18 protein-coding genes and 1 riboswitch are annotated in these 16,548 nt (G+C 57.4%); all 18 genes read left to right on the top strand.

Annotated features, from left to right (window positions below; translation table 11 throughout):
• The first annotated feature begins 94 nt into the window (after positions 1-94).
• Positions 95-448, top strand: coding sequence for an anti-sigma F factor antagonist (gene spoIIAA, locus ACFSR7_RS23345; protein ID WP_090112966.1), 354 nt, complete (start codon positions 95-97; stop codon positions 446-448).
• Positions 445-891, top strand: a complete 447-nt coding sequence (gene spoIIAB, locus ACFSR7_RS23340; protein WP_378165725.1) for an anti-sigma F factor — start codon at positions 445-447, stop codon at positions 889-891. The genes spoIIAA and spoIIAB overlap by 4 nt, the downstream gene beginning before the upstream one ends.
• A 22-nt stretch (positions 892-913) precedes the next feature.
• Positions 914-1,672: an RNA polymerase sporulation sigma factor SigF gene (gene sigF, locus ACFSR7_RS23335; RefSeq protein ID WP_378123211.1), complete on the top strand. Its 759-nt coding sequence runs from the start codon at positions 914-916 to the stop codon at positions 1,670-1,672.
• Positions 1,673-1,761: 89 nt separating this feature from the next.
• Complete coding sequence (locus ACFSR7_RS23330; protein WP_378165723.1) at positions 1,762-2,451, top strand: stage V sporulation protein AA; 690 nt, start codon at positions 1,762-1,764, stop codon at positions 2,449-2,451.
• Positions 2,444-2,878, top strand: coding sequence for a stage V sporulation protein AB (locus ACFSR7_RS23325; RefSeq protein WP_378165721.1), 435 nt, complete (start codon positions 2,444-2,446; stop codon positions 2,876-2,878). The genes ACFSR7_RS23330 and ACFSR7_RS23325 overlap by 8 nt, the downstream gene beginning before the upstream one ends.
• Positions 2,879-2,892: 14 nt before the next feature.
• Positions 2,893-4,560, top strand: a complete 1,668-nt coding sequence (locus tag ACFSR7_RS23320) for a spore germination protein (protein WP_378165719.1) — start codon at positions 2,893-2,895, stop codon at positions 4,558-4,560.
• Positions 4,561-4,730: 170 nt separating this feature from the next.
• Positions 4,731-6,062: a diaminopimelate decarboxylase gene (lysA, locus tag ACFSR7_RS23315; RefSeq protein WP_378165717.1), complete on the top strand. Its 1,332-nt coding sequence runs from the start codon at positions 4,731-4,733 to the stop codon at positions 6,060-6,062.
• Between the two features lie 146 nt (positions 6,063-6,208).
• Positions 6,209-6,637 (top strand): peptidylprolyl isomerase, encoded by a 429-nt coding sequence (locus ACFSR7_RS23310; RefSeq protein WP_378165715.1) that lies wholly within the window; start codon positions 6,209-6,211, stop codon positions 6,635-6,637.
• A gap of 147 nt (positions 6,638-6,784) precedes the next feature.
• Positions 6,785-7,945, top strand: coding sequence for an acyltransferase family protein (locus ACFSR7_RS23305; RefSeq protein ID WP_378165713.1), 1,161 nt, complete (start codon positions 6,785-6,787; stop codon positions 7,943-7,945).
• A gap of 190 nt (positions 7,946-8,135) precedes the next feature.
• A riboswitch (FMN riboswitch) is annotated at positions 8,136-8,320 on the top strand.
• A 262-nt stretch (positions 8,321-8,582) separates the two neighbouring features.
• Complete coding sequence (ribD, locus tag ACFSR7_RS23300; protein ID WP_378165711.1) at positions 8,583-9,689, top strand: bifunctional diaminohydroxyphosphoribosylaminopyrimidine deaminase/5-amino-6-(5-phosphoribosylamino)uracil reductase RibD; 1,107 nt, start codon at positions 8,583-8,585, stop codon at positions 9,687-9,689.
• A gap of 3 nt (positions 9,690-9,692) precedes the next feature.
• Complete coding sequence (gene ribE, locus ACFSR7_RS23295; protein WP_378165710.1) at positions 9,693-10,367, top strand: riboflavin synthase; 675 nt, start codon at positions 9,693-9,695, stop codon at positions 10,365-10,367.
• A gap of 28 nt (positions 10,368-10,395) precedes the next feature.
• Positions 10,396-11,682, top strand: coding sequence for a bifunctional 3,4-dihydroxy-2-butanone-4-phosphate synthase/GTP cyclohydrolase II (locus tag ACFSR7_RS23290; RefSeq protein WP_378165708.1), 1,287 nt, complete (start codon positions 10,396-10,398; stop codon positions 11,680-11,682).
• A gap of 6 nt (positions 11,683-11,688) precedes the next feature.
• Positions 11,689-12,159, top strand: coding sequence for a 6,7-dimethyl-8-ribityllumazine synthase (ribH, locus tag ACFSR7_RS23285; RefSeq protein ID WP_378165706.1), 471 nt, complete (start codon positions 11,689-11,691; stop codon positions 12,157-12,159).
• Positions 12,160-12,325: 166 nt separating this feature from the next.
• Positions 12,326-13,069, top strand: coding sequence for a segregation and condensation protein A (locus ACFSR7_RS23280; RefSeq protein WP_378165704.1), 744 nt, complete (start codon positions 12,326-12,328; stop codon positions 13,067-13,069).
• Positions 13,038-13,799: an SMC-Scp complex subunit ScpB gene (scpB, locus tag ACFSR7_RS23275; RefSeq protein WP_378165702.1), complete on the top strand. Its 762-nt coding sequence runs from the start codon at positions 13,038-13,040 to the stop codon at positions 13,797-13,799. The genes ACFSR7_RS23280 and scpB overlap by 32 nt, the downstream gene beginning before the upstream one ends.
• A gap of 66 nt (positions 13,800-13,865) precedes the next feature.
• Positions 13,866-14,567 (top strand): DUF2953 domain-containing protein, encoded by a 702-nt coding sequence (locus ACFSR7_RS23270; RefSeq protein WP_378165700.1) that lies wholly within the window; start codon positions 13,866-13,868, stop codon positions 14,565-14,567.
• Between the two features lie 145 nt (positions 14,568-14,712).
• On the top strand, positions 14,713-15,204 hold the full coding sequence (ytfJ, locus tag ACFSR7_RS23265) for a GerW family sporulation protein (protein WP_378165698.1): 492 nt from the start codon (positions 14,713-14,715) through the stop codon (positions 15,202-15,204).
• A gap of 173 nt (positions 15,205-15,377) precedes the next feature.
• Positions 15,378-16,520, top strand: coding sequence for a D-alanyl-D-alanine carboxypeptidase family protein (locus tag ACFSR7_RS23260; RefSeq protein WP_378165696.1), 1,143 nt, complete (start codon positions 15,378-15,380; stop codon positions 16,518-16,520).
• Positions 16,521-16,548 lie beyond the last annotated feature (28 nt).

Genomic DNA, 16,548 nt, shown 5'->3' with positions numbered 1-16,548 from the left:
CTTCTAGTTTTGTCGGAGAGCAGGAATGAGGAAGCGGCTCGTAGAAAGATATGCATCTACCATAAACTTGAAGGCGCGTGAGAGGAGAATCGAAATGAGTTTACAGGTGGAACTGGAGCAACAGCGCAACGTGCTCATCGTTCGCTTGAGAGGGGAATTGGACCATCATACGGCGGATATCGTCCGCTTCAAGATGGAGGACGCGATACTGCGCGGCAGGTGCGACCATGTCGTGCTCAGCCTGAGAGACCTGCAATTCATGGACAGCTCGGGACTGGGCGTCGTCCTGGGGCGCTACAAGCTCGTAAAAGGGCGCGGCGGCCGGATGGTCGTCTGCGATGCACACGACAACGTCAAGCGGTTGTTCGAGCTGTCGGGCTTGTTTAAGATTCTATCGTTCTATGACAATGAACGCTCGGCGCTGGCCGGTCTGGAGGTCGTATCATGAGCATCGACAACCATATGAAACTCTCCTTTGCCGCAAGATCGGAAAACGAAGCCTTCGCACGGGTCGCCGTCGCCGCCTTCGTATCGCAGCTCGATCCGACGATGGAACAGATCAACGATATTAAAACAGTCGTATCCGAAGCGGTCACCAACTCCATTATCCATGGCTACGACAACGATCCTACCGGAATCGTCCATCTCGAGGTAGAGATCGCGGGCGATACGATCTCGATCATGATCCGGGACGAAGGCCGCGGCATCGAAGACCTCGATATCGCGCGTCAACCGTTGTTCACTTCAAGACCGGAGCTGGAGCGCTCGGGCATGGGCTTCACGATTATGGAGAACTTCATGGACGAGTTCGAGGCGACCAGCGCGCCTCGCCAAGGGACGAGCCTCAGAATGAAGAAGCGCATCGAGTCTAAAAAAGCATTGTTCAACTAATACCGCGGCAGGGGTTGGGGGCATGGATATCGAATGGAAACGATCTTCGCCGCCGGGTTATCTTGAAGATGCGGAGGTCAAAAGGCTCATTGCGCTTAGTCAATCGGGTGATTCGGCAGCCCGCGACACATTGGTGTCGAGCAACATCAGACTCGTCTGGTCCGTCGTGCAGCGCTTCGCCGGCCGCGGATACGACCCGGACGATTTGTTCCAGATCGGTTGTATCGGACTGCTGAAGTCGGTGGACAAGTTCGATCTCTCTTACGAGGTCAAGTTTTCCACTTATGCGGTGCCGATGATCATCGGCGAGATTCAGCGCTTTTTGAGAGACGACGGTACGCTCAAGGTCAGCCGATCGCTGAAGGAAATGGCGGGCAAGGTGCGAAAAACGAAGGACGAGCTGTCCAAAGTGCTCGGGAGGCAGCCGACCATCGGCGAGGTCGCCGAACGTCTGGGCGTTACGCCGGAAGAAATCGTGTTCGCCCAAGAGGCTAACAAGCCGCCGACCTCCATACACGAGACGGTATTCGAGAACGACGGCGACCCGATCACGCTGATGGATCAGATCTCGGACGATGCACAGGAGAAGTGGTTCGACAAGCTTGCGTTGACCCAGGCCATTCAAGCGCTGTCTGAACGAGAGCGGCTGATCGTGTACTTGCGGTATTTCCGCGATCAGACGCAATCCGAGGTCGCCGGCCGGCTCGGTATCTCGCAAGTGCAGGTCAGCCGGCTCGAGAAGAAAATATTGCAAAGCATCAAAGAGCAAATTGCTCAATGATCCTTCATTTTAAAACGCAAGCGCGAATTGAAAGCAAGGACCGTGCGCCCGGATTACGGGATGCACGGTCTTTTTTACATTGGGAGCGGATGGGATGCCTGGCGTTGCTTCATACTATATGGAAACGATCGCTGGAGGTGCGGCGGTTGAAGGCTGGTACCGTATATTTACGCTTGCGAAGGCGCGTCGATGTGAGACCTGGCGCTGTCGTCAAGCTGGGAGACATTGCATCGATTGAGACCGATCGCAGTTACGAAGACCGGATTCAGGAATTAATCGTTTGGAAAATGCGCCCCGAAGACGGCAATTTGCTGATGATCGACATGCTTCAGATTGTACGATTGATTCGACGCTTCGACCCTGAGCTGACAGTCGAAACATTCGGAGAGCCCCACGTATTGCTTGAAACGACGCCGGAGGGCAAGGTAAAGCCAAGATACACGCTGCTTGTCGCCGCTTGGCTGCTGCTGTTTTTCGGGTCGGGCATGGCCATTATGAACTTTCATGCGGATGTGGACATGCCGGTCGTCCAGCGGCGTATCATCGAGCTGCTAACGGGCCGTCCGGACCGTCATGCCTTGTTGTTCGAAATTCCGTATTCGCTCGGTGTCGGCCTCGGCATGCTTATTTTTTTCAACCGCGTCTTCCGTAAACGGCTGAACGACGAACCGAATCCGCTGGAGGTCGAGATGTTCATGTATCAGGAAAACGTGAACCACTACGTCATCACGGAGGAGTATGCCAAAGCCAGAGAGCGGGAGGCGGGACCGGATGCGTGAGCTCGGAGGCGAAGCGCTCGTCGCGATCGTCGGACTGTCGGGCGGCTTCGCTGTCGGGAGTGCCTTCGTTGCGCTGCTGATCGTGCTGGACCTCGTGCCAAGACTTGTGCAGCTGACCCGCGCCTACCGGCGTTCGGCGGTGTTCGAATCCGCGCTGCTCGCAGGCGTGATCGGCTTTAACTGTGCCGACCTATTCAACTGGCGGATGTCCCTTGGAGTAGGGTGGCTGCTCGTACCGGCCATCTTCCAGGGGATTTTCGTCGGGATGCTGGCGGCCGCGCTGACCGAGGTGCTGAATGTCATACCGATCGTCGCCAAGCGGCTGCGGCTCGGGCCGTATCTGTTCGCGCTGCTGATCGCGATGGTACTCGGAAAAGTGGCGGGCTCGCTTGCGGATTGGTTGTTGTTCCAACGGATGCATGAATGACAGGAGGGGCAAGCATGGATATGACGGAACACGGAAGCATGGAGCTGAACAAAGAAGGCAGCCCTCGCTTGAATGCCGATACGAAAGAAGAGGAAATACCGCCGATTCGGCCTCTGATACCTGCCGATCCGGAACGGAAGAGGCGTACGGGCAAGGATAAGTTTGTGAAGCACGACGAGGAGCGGAACGAGAAGCAAACCAAACAAACCGATAACGAAAAGAAGCCGGAGGATATCATGCCGGCCGAAATGAACGATTGGCTGGAAAAGGTCAAGAAGACGTTCGGCATGTCGGCTTCCTTCGATGTGCAAATCAGGGAAATGACCTTTAGCGGATGCCGTACGGGGCTGTTGTTTTTGAGCAGCTTTGCAAAAGACACGGCGCTGACAGAAGTGTTAAAACGGCTCTCTTATCTGACGCCTGACAGCGTCAGCCATGATGCCCTGGAAACTTTCTTGAAATACTACATGCCTTCGATTCAAATCCGCGAAGTCGATTCGTTTACCGAAATGGTGAACGACGTGCTCGTGGGGAATGCCGCTTTTTATGTGGACGGCGAGCCGCGGGTCCTGCTGATGGACGTCAGGCAGTATCCGGGACGGCAGCCGGAGCAGCCCGAGCTCGAAAAGGTGGTTCGAGGAAGTAAAGACGGCTTTACCGAAAGCTTGTTGACGAATGTCGGATTGATTCGTCGCCGGCTGCGCGATCCGAAGCTGCGCTTTGAGATTACGAAGGTCGGCGAGCGCACGCAAACAGACGTCGCAATCGTATATATCGATGACGTGGCGGACACCAAGCTTGTCGAGTCGGTTCGGGATAAGATCAAATCGGTCAAAATCGACGGCATTCCGCTCGCGGACAAGCAGCTCGAGGAGGTCACGGTCAAGACGGGATGGAACCCTTTCCCGCTCGTGCGATACTCCGAGCGTCCGGACGTCGTCGCCTCGCATCTGCTCGACGGGAGCGTGACCGTACTCGTCGATACGTCTCCAAGCGTGATGATGCTGCCGACCACGTACTTCGACTTGATCCAGCATGCGGAAGAGAACCGGCAAAGTCCGTTCATCGGAACGTATTTACGCTGGATCCGGTTTTTCGGTTTGCTGGCTTCCATGTTCCTCATGCCGCTCTGGTACATGTACGCAGAATCGCCGGAGCTTCGTCCTTCATGGCTATGGTTCCTCGGCGCGGATAAAACCGGCGATCTGCCGCTGATTCTACAGTTCATGCTCGTCGAGATCGGCGTCGACCTCATGCGTCTGGCCGCGGTTCATACGCCGACGCCGCTCGTAACCGCCATGTCGCTGGTATCGGCGATTTTAATCGGGGATATCGCCGTCAAAACGGGCTTGTTTATTAACGAAGTTATTTTGTACATGGCGGTGGCCGCGATCGGAACTTTTGCGACGCCCAGCTATGAGCTTGGTCTCGCGAATCGGATCGTGCGGCTGGTGCTTCTCCTCGCCGTCTTTTTGTTCCAGCTGCCGGGTTTTGCCGCCTGCGCCGCGATCATGCTTATTTCCCTGGTCATGATCCGATCGTACAACACGCCGTATATGTGGCCGTTTATTCCTTTTAACGGTCCGGCGATGCTCAATGTGCTGCTGCGCAGACCGCTGCCGAAGAGCCGAATGCGGCCTTCGATTTACCGGCCGAAGCAGAGCGATAAGCAGCCTGTATAGGGCGGCTCGCCGCCTCTGGCGTGAAGGAATGCAAAAGTTGCGCCAAATCCTCCATTTCCCCAAATCGCATACTGGGATATACTTTGATTATCGCGTATAGCGTCGCCTGCTGCGACCGGTTAGAGCCGTACGCCGCGATCGAATTCCAGTCCGAAAAGGGGAAATCATACATGTATTTTCACGGTACCAGCCGTATTAATGACCAAGGACATCTTGAAATCGGAGGCGTCGACACGCTTGATCTCGCAGCGAAGTTCGGAACGCCGCTCTACGTCGTAGACGAGGCGCTCGTGCGCCAGCGCGCCCGCGAATACGTCGAAGCCTTCAAGGCGACGGGCCTCAAGTTCCAGGTCGCATACGCATCCAAGGCATTTTGCGTCATGGCGATGTGCCGCGTTGCCGAGGAAGAGGGCATGAGCCTCGACGTCGTCTCGGACGGCGAGCTGTATACGGCACTGCAGGCCGGATTCCCGCCGGAGCGCATTCACTTCCACGGCAACAACAAGACGCCGGACGAGATCGAGATGGCACTGAATGCCGGCATCGGCTGTTTTGTCGTCGACAACTTCACCGAGCTCGCGCTGCTTAACGCGATCGCCGCCGAGCGCGGACAGAAGGTCAACATTCTGCTGCGGGTTACGCCGGGCGTCGAGGCGCATACGCACGACTACATTTCCACCGGCCAGCAGGATTCCAAGTTCGGCTTTGACATTGGCAACGGCACCGCGCTTCGCGCCGTCGAAGAGGCGCTCGGCCAGCCGCAGCTGAACCTGCTCGGCGTTCACTCGCACATCGGCTCGCAGATTTTCGAGGTCGAAGGCTTCCGCATGGCAGTCGAAAAGGTAGCCGCATTCTCTCTCGAAGTGCGCGCGAAGCTGGACAAGACGTTTTCCGTTATCAATCTGGGCGGCGGCTTCGGCATCCGCTACGTCGAGGGCGACACGCCGCTGCCGGTGGCGACATACGTTGAGGCGATTACGGGCGCCATTATCTCATCGTTCACAGCTGCCGACTATCCGCTGCCCGAGATCTGGGTCGAGCCGGGCCGCAGCATCGTCGGCGATGCCGGCACGACGCTGTACACGGTCGGCACGAGCAAGGATATTCCGGGCGTCCGCAAGTACATTGCCGTCGACGGCGGCATGACGGACAATCCGCGCCCTGCGCTGTATGAATCCAAGTATGAAGCTGTGCTAGCCAACCGCCCGGAAGAGGAAGCAACCGAGCTCGTATCTGTCGCGGGCAAGTGCTGCGAGAGCGGCGACATGCTCATCTGGGACCTCAAGCTGCCTGCCGTGCAGTCCGGCGACTTGCTCGCGGTATTCTGCACCGGCGCTTACAACTACGCGATGGCGAGCAACTACAACCGTATTCGCCGTCCTGCAGTCGTCTTCGTGAAGGACGGACAAGCAGACCTCGTCGTGGCTCGCGAATCTTTCGAGGATATTGCCCGGAACGATCTGCTGCCGGAGCGTCTCCAAAAGCAAGCGGTGCGCGCTTAAGGTAAGCCCTGTCGGCGTACCAATCTGCAACGAAAGCTTGTACGGGTCTTAAGGCCGTCGCTTGCGGCGGCCTTTTTCCTTTTTTCTCAAAATGTAGTATGATGGGACAAGTCAAAAACAGTGAATGAAAAGGAGCGTTGATTTTCATGTCCAAGCAAGCCACGATCAAACTGGCGAACGGCAACGAGGTCGTCATCGAACTGTTCGACAAGGACGCCCCGAACACGGTTGCCAACTTCGAGAAGCTGGCCAATACGGGCTTCTATAATAACCTGAGCTTCCACCGCGTCATTCCGAACTTCGTCGCGCAGGGCGGATGTCCGAACGGCAACGGTACGGGCGGTCCCGGCTACGAGATCGACTGCGAGATCAACCCGAACAAGCATGAGCGCGGCGCGCTCGCGATGGCTCACCGCGGCAAGAACACGGGCGGCAGCCAGTTCTACATCGTTTACTCGCCGCAGCCGCACCTCGACGGCGTTCACACCGTCTTCGGCAAAGTCGTGTCCGGCATGGAGCATGTCGACGCCCTGCGCGGCGGCGACAAGTTCGAGTCCATTTCGGTTGCCGAGTAAGCTTTTAAATTTAAGTTGACTCGCTCTATGAGCGGGTCTTTTTGATTTTCAAATTCTTTCACTGTTTTTCACTGTATGGTATCGTTTTAGCGATTGACAAATGACTCCTAATAGATACAAAATGTATCTATAAGATTATGGGAGTGTTTGGTCATCGATAAACGAATCACGCAACTGGATTCAATTCGCGGGTTGGCGTCTCTGTCGGTATTTTTCAGTCATATTTGGCCATTGTTTCCGGGGCCGTTTACTTCGTATTTGTACGTGAATACACCTGTGCGCATGGCGGTATATGGCCATGGAGCGGTCATGCTGTTTTTTGTTTTGAGCGGTTTTGTGCTGACATTACCTTTTCTGGGCCATTTAAAGGTGAGCTATAAACAGTTCTTGATCAAGCGTTTCTTCCGGATTTATATTCCCTATCTGGCGGCAATTGTCGTTGCCATGATCGCATTTCGTTCGTCCGATCCCATCCAGGGCTTGGGCGCTTGGATCTCGGAATTATCCACGGGAAAATTCAGCATGAAAAGCATCGTCGATCATTTGCTGTTGGTGGGCAATTACGATACGAAACGATATGATACCGTGATTTGGACTTTGGTGCAGGAATTGCGAATATCGCTCGTTTTCCCCATCCTTGCGCTGCTAATCGTAAGAGCGAAGTGGCAACTGAGCCTTATCGTATGTTTGTTGCTATCTTCAATAACATCGTTGAATCAGCTGTTAGAATGGGAGCCGGTGTACGGATTTAAAAATAGCTTCTCGCAGACTTCACATTATTGTGCGATTTTTATCGTTGGCGGACTAATCGCTAAACACCGACTGGCTTTTATTCATTTTTACGGCAGGTTGCCCAGGCGTGTAAAATATGCATCATTAGCGCTCGCAATGGCGTTGTATACATACGGTATTAAAATGCAAGGAGCAGCCATCCGGATGAAGCTACCGTTTGTCGGCGAAGTTGCGCAAGATTATACAATTGTGGCCGGCATTGTGAGCTTTTTGATGATCGCGCTCGGTTCGAAAAAAATGAGTTCTCTCTTGTCGCTGAAGATTACGAGGTTTTTCGGAGACATTTCATACAGCTTGTATTTATGGCACATTATCGTACTCATTGGCGCTATCCACTTGCTACATGGAGTTCTTCCTCTGGTCATCATTGTTCTTCTGGTATTTTGCGTCACGGTCGCGATCTCGTGGCTATCTTATCGTTACATTGAACTTCCGGCAATTAAAATGGGGAAAAGGATGACAAGCGGCAGGAAGGCGAAACAACGTCAGCAAATGCACCCCGAATTCAAAATGTAAAAATGGATGAATGAAAGGATGGAATGATTATTGATTTTTACGATGCGCGGAGCAAGGATGAAAATCCTTGCTTTTTTTCATTTATGGTGCTAACATGCCTATAAATCGTTCATTCCGATTCTGGGAGTCGGATATAGGTTGTCTGACGGACAACCGGTCAGGACACCACGGAAGACGAACGATTTTTGATGCTTACCTTCAGGGCGGGGTGCAATTCCCCACCGGCGGTAATCGGCATCCTTTGCGTCAAGTGCGCGGGGACAGTCGTCAGTCCGTGACCCGTGTGAGCGCCTTTCATTCCGATGATGGCGCAAGGCGGTGGACCCGGTGAGATTCCGGGACCGACAGTGACAGTCTGGATGGGAGAAGGAAGCGCAGCACGGCCGAACGTGTAAATGAGGGCAGAAAGTGCGGTTACGAATAAAGCGAGCCTCGTTCAGTGTTGATATTGTTTGTGCTACATTTCACAAACCTTATTTTTGCAACGACGATTCGCCGTTCGTGCCGGACGACTTCTTCATACATGCAGCAGGTCTGTTTCATGCTGTGCGACTATTCGACCCGGGGGATGGCACTCCGGGTTTTTTGCGTTATCGGGCAAGTTGCCAAGCCAGCTATTCAAAAGGAGTGACGAGGGATGGAGCTGCTGAACGACGCGTTCTATATGCGCCTCGCGCTTCAAGCTGCGGCTGGTGCGGCCGGTCAGACGGGAATCAATCCGATGGTCGGCTGCGTCGTCGTCAAGGAAGGACGCATCGTCGGGCTGGGCGCGCATTTGAAGCGCGGCGAGGCGCACGCCGAGGTACACGCCCTCAATATGGCGGGCGCCGAGGCGTCGGACGCGACGGCGTACGTAACGCTTGAGCCCTGCAGCCATTACGGCCGAACGCCGCCCTGCTGCGATCGGCTCATTGCGGAAGGGATCAGCCGCGTCGTCGTAGCGGCCGAGGACCCCAACCCGCTCGTTGCGGGTAGCGGCATCGCGAAGCTTCGGGCGCACGGCATTGCGGTCGAAGTCGGCCTCTTGGGCGAAGAGGCGAGAGCGCTGAACGAAGCCTTTAATCACTTTATCGTCACGGGCATGCCGTTCGTAACGATCAAGACCGCGCTGACGCTCGACGGAAGGATCGCCACGCGCACGGGGCACAGCCGCTGGATTACGGGCGAGTCGTCCCGCGAGGCTGTTCATACGCTGCGGCACCGCCATCAAGCGATCATGGTCGGCGCAGGCACCGTGCTTGCGGACGATCCGGAGCTTACGACGCGGCTAGCGGTGCCGGGACTTCATCCCTTACGCATCGTCGTCGATTCCCGCCTTCGCACACCGCCGGATGCGCGCGTGCTTAACGCAGTCGCGCCAACCGTCGTGTTGACGACGGACGAAGCGGATGTGGCTGCAGCGAGCCGGCTCGCCGATGCAGGCGCCTACGTCATTCGCTGCGGACCCGGGCCGCGCGTCGACCTGAAGACGGGGCTCAAGGCGCTCGGCGAACGCGGCATCGGCTCCGTGCTGGCCGAGGGGGGCGGCGTGCTGAACGGCTCGCTGCTCAAGGCCGGCCTTGCGAGCAAGATAATGCTGTTCTACGCGCCCAAGATCGTCGGCGACGGCGCGCCTTCGGGCTTCGCATTCAACGGGCCGGAGCTAATGGGGGATGCCGAGCATATGAGGATCGCGTCGATCGAGCGCTACGGGGAAGACTGGTGCGTGACCGGATACCCGCAGCGGCAAGGAGAAGGAGGTTAGCGGATGTTCACGGGACTTATTGAAGAGGTCGGCAAGCTGCAGCGGATCGAGAGCCGCGGCGAAGCGCTGCTGCTGACGGTAGCCGCGCGGAAGGTGCTGGAGGATGTAAAGCTCGGCGACAGCATCGCCGTGAACGGCGTCTGCCTGACGGTCGTCTCCTACAACGGCAACAGCTTCAGCGCAGACGTCATGCCGGAGACGTACAGACATACCAATCTCAAAAATCTGAAGCCGGGCGAGCCCGTTAACCTCGAGCGAGCGATGCTTGCCGGCGGCCGCTTCGGCGGACATATCGTGCAAGGGCACGTAGACGGCACGGCCCTAATCGTCTCGCGCACGCACGAAGCGAACGCCGTCGTGTTCAGACTGCGGCCCGAGCAGCCGCAACTGCTGCGGCTCGTCGTGCCGCAGGGATCGATCACGCTGGACGGCATCAGCCTGACCGTCATCGATGCGGACCGGACGTCCGGAACGCTGGCGGTATCGATCATTCCGCACACGCTGGCGGAGACGGCGCTCGTGAACAAGCAGCCGGGCGCCACGGTGAACGTAGAAAACGACATTTTGGGCAAATATATCGATCATCTGCTGCACGAGAGACACGGGAGCCTGCCAGCCGCAACGGCTGCATCATCATCCGGGCTCACGGAAGCGAAGCTGAGAGAATTCGGCTTCTGACTTGGAAGGTACAAGGGGGAAACGAGCCATGGAGAATGGGACTTTCGATACGATCGAAGAAGCGCTCGAAGATTTGAAGCGGGGCAAGATGGTTCTCGTCGTGGACGACGAAGACCGGGAGAACGAGGGCGATCTGATCGCGCTCGCCGAAAAGGCGACGGCCGAAGTGATCAACTTCATGATCACGAAGGCACGCGGGCTGGTCTGCGCGCCGATCACCCAAGAGCGGGCGGAGCAGCTCGAGCTCCCGCCGATGGTCAGCCACAATACGGACTACCATGGCACGGCGTTCACGGTATCCGTCGACCATATCTCCACCACGACGGGGATTTCCGCTTACGAACGCGCCATGACCGTCAAGGGATTGATCGATCCGGACGCCAAGCCGGGCGATTTCCGCAAGCCGGGGCATATTTTCCCGTTGATCGCCAAAAAGGGCGGCGTCCTTCGTCGTTCCGGCCATACGGAAGCAGCGATCGACCTCGCGATCTTGTGCGAGTCGGAGCCTGCGGCCGTCATCTGCGAGGTCATCAAGGAAGACGGAACGATGGCGCGGCTGCCCGACTTGCAGCTTTTCGCCAAGGAGCACGACCTGAAGCTGATCTCGATCCAGGACTTGATCCGCTATCGCAACGATAAGGAAAGGCTCGTGAAGCGCGAGGTAGCCGTTCGCATGCCGACCGACTTCGGCGAATTCGAGATGGTCGCCTATTCCAACGAAGTGGATAACAAGGAGCATGTCGCGCTCGTCAAAGGGGTCATCGACGACAGCGAGCCCGTGCTGCTGCGGGTGCACTCGGAATGCCTGACCGGAGACATCTTCCATTCTCACCGCTGCGATTGCGGTGCTCAGCTCGAGGCCGCCATGCGTCAGATCGCGCGCGAAGGGCGCGGCATTCTGCTCTACATGCGCCAGGAGGGCCGCGGTATCGGTTTGCTGAACAAACTTCGCGCTTATCAGCTGCAAGAAGAGGGATTGGACACGGTCGAGGCGAATATTAAATTGGGATTCGCGCCAGACCTTCGGGATTACGGCATCGGAGCGCAGATCCTCAAAGATCTTGGCGTCCGGCGTATCCGCCTCCTGACGAACAATCCGCGCAAGGTCCGCGGCCTTGAAGGCTATGGCCTCGAGATCGTGGAGCGCGTGCCGATCCAGATGGACGAAAACGAGGACAACAAATCGTACCTCCGTACAAAGCGTTCCAAACTGGGCCACCTGCTTTCTTTCCCGGAAGACCAGGAGCAGCCGCTTGCCACGCTCCAAACGATTGAACAAAACGAACAGACCGGCCTTGCGCCGAAGAGAGGATGAAAGATTATGGCATTCGTATATGAAGGCAATCTCATCTCCCAAGGGTTAAAATATGGCGTCGTCGTCGGCCGTTTCAACGAATTTATTTCCGCCAAGCTGCTGAGCGGCGCGCTCGACGCGTTCAAGCGCCATGGCGCCGAGGACCACGAGGTGGAGGTTGCCTGGGTGCCCGGCGCGTTCGAGATTCCGCTGATCGCGCAAAAAATGGCGGAGAGCGGCAAGTACGACGCGGTCATCACGCTCGGCGCCGTCATTCGCGGCTCCACGCCGCACTTCGATTACGTCTGCAACGAAGCCGCCAAGGGCGTCGCAGCCGTCGGACTCAAGACCGGCGTACCGACCGTGTTCGGCGTACTGACTGTCGACAGCATCGAGCAGGCGATCGAGCGGGCGGGCACCAAAGCCGGCAATAAGGGCTGGGAAGCCGCGGCGACCGCGATCGAGATGGCCAACCTGACGCGGGCGTTGCAAGGCTGATCGGATCGGCCGACGGCCGGAAGCTTATGAAGGCGGCGGGACTTTACGCCGCCTTCGACGCTGTTCGGGGCATCGCTTGAACGCTGGGGAAGGGTGATTTATTATCGGCACGACCGTTTTATACAAGCTGGAGTCGTTCGAAGGTCCGCTCGATCTGCTGCTCCATTTGATCGACAAGGCGGAAATCGCCATCGAAGACATCTCGATCAGCGATATTACCGATCAATATATGTCTTATCTCGAGGCAATGACGGAGCTCGAGCTGGACGTAACGAGCGAATTTCTCGTCATGGCGGCCACGCTGCTGTCGATGAAAAGCAGGCAGCTGCTGCCCAAGCCGCCGGTTACGGACGAGCCGTGGCTGACGGATATGGACGACTTCGGCGAGGATCCGCGCGAGGAGCTCATCCGCAGGCTGATCGAGTACCGGAAATTTAAGGCGATCGCCGGGCAGTTGCGCGAGCACGAGCTCGAACGCAGCCTGGTGTTTACGCGCGAGCCTTATGATCTGTCGCCGTTCGAGCCGAGCGTTAAGCGCAATCCGGTTGAAGGGCTGCACGTCGACGATCTGGTCCGTGCGTTCCGCAAGGCGCTGAGACGCGCAGCCGGCAGAAATCGAATTTCCGCCATTCGGCGCGACGAAATATCCGTCAAGGATCGGATACGCGACATCATGTCGGTGCTCAAGACGCGCGGCTCGGCGGGTGAGGCAAAGGTCATGTTCTCTCAACTTATCGGCGATTCGCCGGTGCGTGAGGAGATCGTAGCCACCTTTCTCGCCGTGCTGGAGCTCATGAAGCGGCGTTGGGTCAGCTGCCATCAGAGCGGGCTGTTCGACGAGATCGTGCTGACGTGGACGGGAAGGGAGGCCGACGACGATGGATTATTCGACCTTGAAATCGGTACTTGAAGGGCTGCTGTTCGTGGCGGGAGAAGACGGGCTGACGAAAAAGACGATCGCGGAAATCGTCGAGGTGGACGGCGACGTCGTCACCGACATCGTAAAAGATCTGCAAAAAGATCTCACCAGGCGCAAGCGCGGCATACGCATTGCGGAGATCGCAGGAACGTATCGGCTTACGACCGCGCCCGAGCACGCGGCTTATTTCGAAAAGCTCGCCTATTCTCCCGCGCGAACGCCGCTCTCGCAAGCGGCGCTCGAAACGCTGTCCATCGTCGCTTACCGGCAGCCCATCACCCGCGTAGAGATCGAAGAAATACGCGGCGTCAAGGCCGAGCGGCCCCTGCAGACGCTTGTCGCCAAAGACTTGATTGAAGAGGTCGGCCGTGCCGAACAGATCGGCCGGCCGATCCTCTACGGGACGACCAAGGCTTTTCTCGATTACTTCGGCTTATCGGGGATCGAGGACCTGCCGGATCCGGTCGTCGCGGCCGATGCCGACGAAGACATGGAAGAGCGCACCCGGATGCTGTTCGAGCGGATCGAAGGCCGACAGCTGTCGCTGGACGATCTGGATCGCGCGCTGCTCGAGGGACTGCCTGCCGACGACGAAGATGGTGACGGCGAAGAAGTCCCTTCGCCGGATCGTATTCGTGCGGATCAGGGCGAAGAGGAAAAAGTGGAAAAAGAGGCGCGTCCCCCGGCTGCCGCACCGCAAGACGACGATTGGGAATTCTAATCTTTTTATGCGCATGAACCCATGTGCCCAGGCCATACTATCCCCATGCGAAAGGCGGGGGAGCGTATGGTTTTTTGGTATTGGGCCGCAGCAGCGTGTCTCCTGGCTGTTGTCGTCGCCGCTTGTCTGTCGTTTGTCCGTCTTCGGATCCGATATTCGCGCAGCGGCAAGCTCGACCAACTCATCGTGATCGTACATGCGTTGTACGGCTTGTACCGTTTTCATGTAGAAATCCCGACGATTCGGCTTTCAAAGACCGGCCTGTCGTACCATATGAAGGAGCAGACGGAGGCGACGGCTGGCGGCCGGAAATCTTCAGGCTCCCGGCGTATGCTGATCAATCTGCGAAGCCTGCGGCGCTTAAGGCTCGCGGTGCGGGAAATGCTAGTATCGATCAGGGAATTAAAGGGCTGGCTGTTCGAAGGGTTACGTAAAATCGAATGTACGCGCTATCGGATGGATGTACGCATCGGAACGGGCGATGCGGCGTCCACCGCCGTAGCGACGGGGCTTTGTTGGTCGGTCATGGGGATCGCGACCGGCTTGCTGGACCGATTCGTCACGCTTAATACGCACCCGCACGGCAAAGTGGAGCCGGTTTACGCAGGGATCGAACTGTCTGTCGTATGGGAAGCGGATTTTCGCATCCGGGCCGGTACCGCGCTTGCGCACGGGATAAAGCTGCTGCCTCGTCTGCGGTACGGTTCCGCGCTCCGTAAAGCGTTCCGGGACTGGCGATCGGTTCCCCGTCAAGCGTCCGGATCGTAAGAGCGGTCGAATCGCTTGCGGGATCGGGACATTGCGGCTATACGGGTTACATATTCCGCACGGACGACGGTTACCCTATAGCTGGCGGAAGGCTTCATTTATTCGAGTGCCGCGCAAGCATACAGCATAGGAGGCGAGCGAGAGCATGTCCGAACATCCGATTCAAGGCTTGATGCAGACGGCCATGGAAAACATCAAGGAAATGGTCGACGTCAACACGATCGTCGGCGAGCCCGTTCAAACGCCGGACGGGAGCGTCATCCTGCCGATCAGTAAAGTCGGCTTCGGCTTCGCGGCCGGCGGATCCGAATTCCAGGGCATGGAAGAGCACGCGAATCGCAAGCAAGGTCAAAATCAACAGGACGGCGGTCACAATGCCAGCGTTCAGATGCCGTTCGGCGGCGGCAGCGGCGGCGGCGTATCGATCAGTCCGATCGCTTTTCTTGTCGTAGGCGCGCAAGGGGTCAAGGTCGTGCCGCTTGACAATCAGACGCACTTGTTCGAACGGCTGATCGACGCGGTACCGACCTGGGTCGACAAGCTGCAGCGCATGTTCCGGGGCGACAAGGACATGCTGATCGAGGACCGCCGGACCGCCGGTACGATGCCGACGGATCCGGACTTAAACTCGCACTGAGCCTCTGGCTCGATCCGCGAAAAACGAGCGCAAGGCTTGCCCGAATCGGGTGTTCGCCTTGCGCTTGTTTACGTTCGGGCACGGGCAGGAAGCGGCCGCATAACCGCGGACATGCCCGCATACAATGGATAGACGGTAGGCAGACAAGCAAGCCCGCAGGGAGGAAACCGTTCATGCAAGCTTGTGCGAAAAGCCGCCGGCGCGCGCGCATCTTAAAAATCGCGGCGGCCGGGACGGCTGCGTTGTCGCTTTGGATTTCGCCAGACCTTACTTTCGCATCCGCTTCAAACCAGGGCAACAATTCTGTCGCGCATGCATCGCCTGCGAAGCCCGCAGGAACTTTGCCCGGCAAGCCGTCCACGCATGCGAAGGCGGCCGCGCTGATTGACGTTACGAGCGGCAGGCTGCTCTATAGCAGCCACGGCGACGAGTCGATGTTGATCGCGAGCACGACCAAAATTATGACAGCGATCATCGCGATCGAACAAAGCGATCTGGACGGCATCGTGACGGTGAGCAATCGGGCCGCCGGCAAGGAAGGCTCCTCGATCTATCTGAAGGCCGGGGAGAAAATGAAGCTGAAGGACATGCTGTACGGTCTTATGCTGCGCTCCGGCAACGATGCCGCGACGGCAATCGCCGAGCATGTCGGTGGATCCCTGGACGGCTTCGTCTATTTAATGAACGCCAAAGCCGAGGAAATCGGCATGACGCACAGTCATTTCGCCAATCCGAGCGGACTTGATCAAAAAGGCCACTTCGCGAGCGCGAACGATATGGCGAAGCTGGCGGCTTATGCGCTGCATAGCCCGACTTTTCGGGAGATCGTCGGTACCAAGGTCAAAACTGCACCGAATCCCGCCGAGAAATGGGGCTATCGGTGGGTCAACAAAAACAAAATGCTCCATCTTTATGAAGGCGCCGACGGCGTCAAGACAGGCTACACGAAGCAGGCGCTGCGAACGCTCGTCAGCTCGGCGACGAGAGACGGCAGGCAGCTGGCTGCCGTGACGCTGAACGACGGGGACGACTGGAACGATCACGCCAAGCTGCTCGATTACGGCTTTGCCGCATATCGTATGGAGCAAGTGATTGCTAAAGGAGCGGCGATTAAAGATTATCCTTTCGTTGCCGCCTCCACGTTTCGCTATCCGTTTGCAGAAGGCGAGCGAAGCGCGGTCGAGATCCGTCTTGATCTTTACGGCCCCGAAACAACGGATTACAAGCTGGGTTACAGAGGAAGACTCTCGTACCGGTTAAAGGACGAGCCAATCGGCGCGGTCGAACTGCTGCCTCAGGCGCCGGCTGCCGATTGACATATCACGAAGAAGAAGGGGGCGGCCT

This window comes from Cohnella sp. GCM10020058 (assembly GCF_042683485.1).
In the GTDB taxonomy this organism is placed as follows: domain Bacteria; phylum Bacillota; class Bacilli; order Paenibacillales; family Paenibacillaceae; genus Cohnella.
Note: the sequence above shows the minus strand (reverse complement) of the source record. Positions and strands in the feature narration are given on the sequence as shown.

What these genes read in the sequence shown, in the direction of transcription:
- ribH (WP_378165706.1), top strand. Translation starts at nt 11,689, where the DNA reads ATGGCATTCGTATATGAAGGCAATCTCATCTCCCAAGGGTTAAAATAT.
- ACFSR7_RS23270 (WP_378165700.1), top strand. Translation starts at nt 13,866, where the DNA reads ATGGTTTTTTGGTATTGGGCCGCAGCAGCGTGTCTCCTGGCTGTTGTC.
- ytfJ (WP_378165698.1), top strand. Translation starts at nt 14,713, where the DNA reads ATGTCCGAACATCCGATTCAAGGCTTGATGCAGACGGCCATGGAAAAC.
- ACFSR7_RS23325 (WP_378165721.1), top strand. Translation starts at nt 2,444, where the DNA reads ATGCGTGAGCTCGGAGGCGAAGCGCTCGTCGCGATCGTCGGACTGTCG.
- lysA (WP_378165717.1), top strand. Translation starts at nt 4,731, where the DNA reads ATGTATTTTCACGGTACCAGCCGTATTAATGACCAAGGACATCTTGAA.
- ACFSR7_RS23320 (WP_378165719.1), top strand. Translation starts at nt 2,893, where the DNA reads ATGGATATGACGGAACACGGAAGCATGGAGCTGAACAAAGAAGGCAGC.
- scpB (WP_378165702.1), top strand. Translation starts at nt 13,038, where the DNA reads ATGGATTATTCGACCTTGAAATCGGTACTTGAAGGGCTGCTGTTCGTG.
- ACFSR7_RS23290 (WP_378165708.1), top strand. Translation starts at nt 10,396, where the DNA reads ATGGAGAATGGGACTTTCGATACGATCGAAGAAGCGCTCGAAGATTTG.
- ribD (WP_378165711.1), top strand. Translation starts at nt 8,583, where the DNA reads ATGGAGCTGCTGAACGACGCGTTCTATATGCGCCTCGCGCTTCAAGCT.
- ribE (WP_378165710.1), top strand. Translation starts at nt 9,693, where the DNA reads ATGTTCACGGGACTTATTGAAGAGGTCGGCAAGCTGCAGCGGATCGAG.
- ACFSR7_RS23260 (WP_378165696.1), top strand. Translation starts at nt 15,378, where the DNA reads ATGCAAGCTTGTGCGAAAAGCCGCCGGCGCGCGCGCATCTTAAAAATC.
- sigF (WP_378123211.1), top strand. Translation starts at nt 914, where the DNA reads ATGGATATCGAATGGAAACGATCTTCGCCGCCGGGTTATCTTGAAGAT.
- ACFSR7_RS23310 (WP_378165715.1), top strand. Translation starts at nt 6,209, where the DNA reads ATGTCCAAGCAAGCCACGATCAAACTGGCGAACGGCAACGAGGTCGTC.
- spoIIAA (WP_090112966.1), top strand. Translation starts at nt 95, where the DNA reads ATGAGTTTACAGGTGGAACTGGAGCAACAGCGCAACGTGCTCATCGTT.
- spoIIAB (WP_378165725.1), top strand. Translation starts at nt 445, where the DNA reads ATGAGCATCGACAACCATATGAAACTCTCCTTTGCCGCAAGATCGGAA.
- ACFSR7_RS23330 (WP_378165723.1), top strand. Translation starts at nt 1,762, where the DNA reads ATGGGATGCCTGGCGTTGCTTCATACTATATGGAAACGATCGCTGGAG.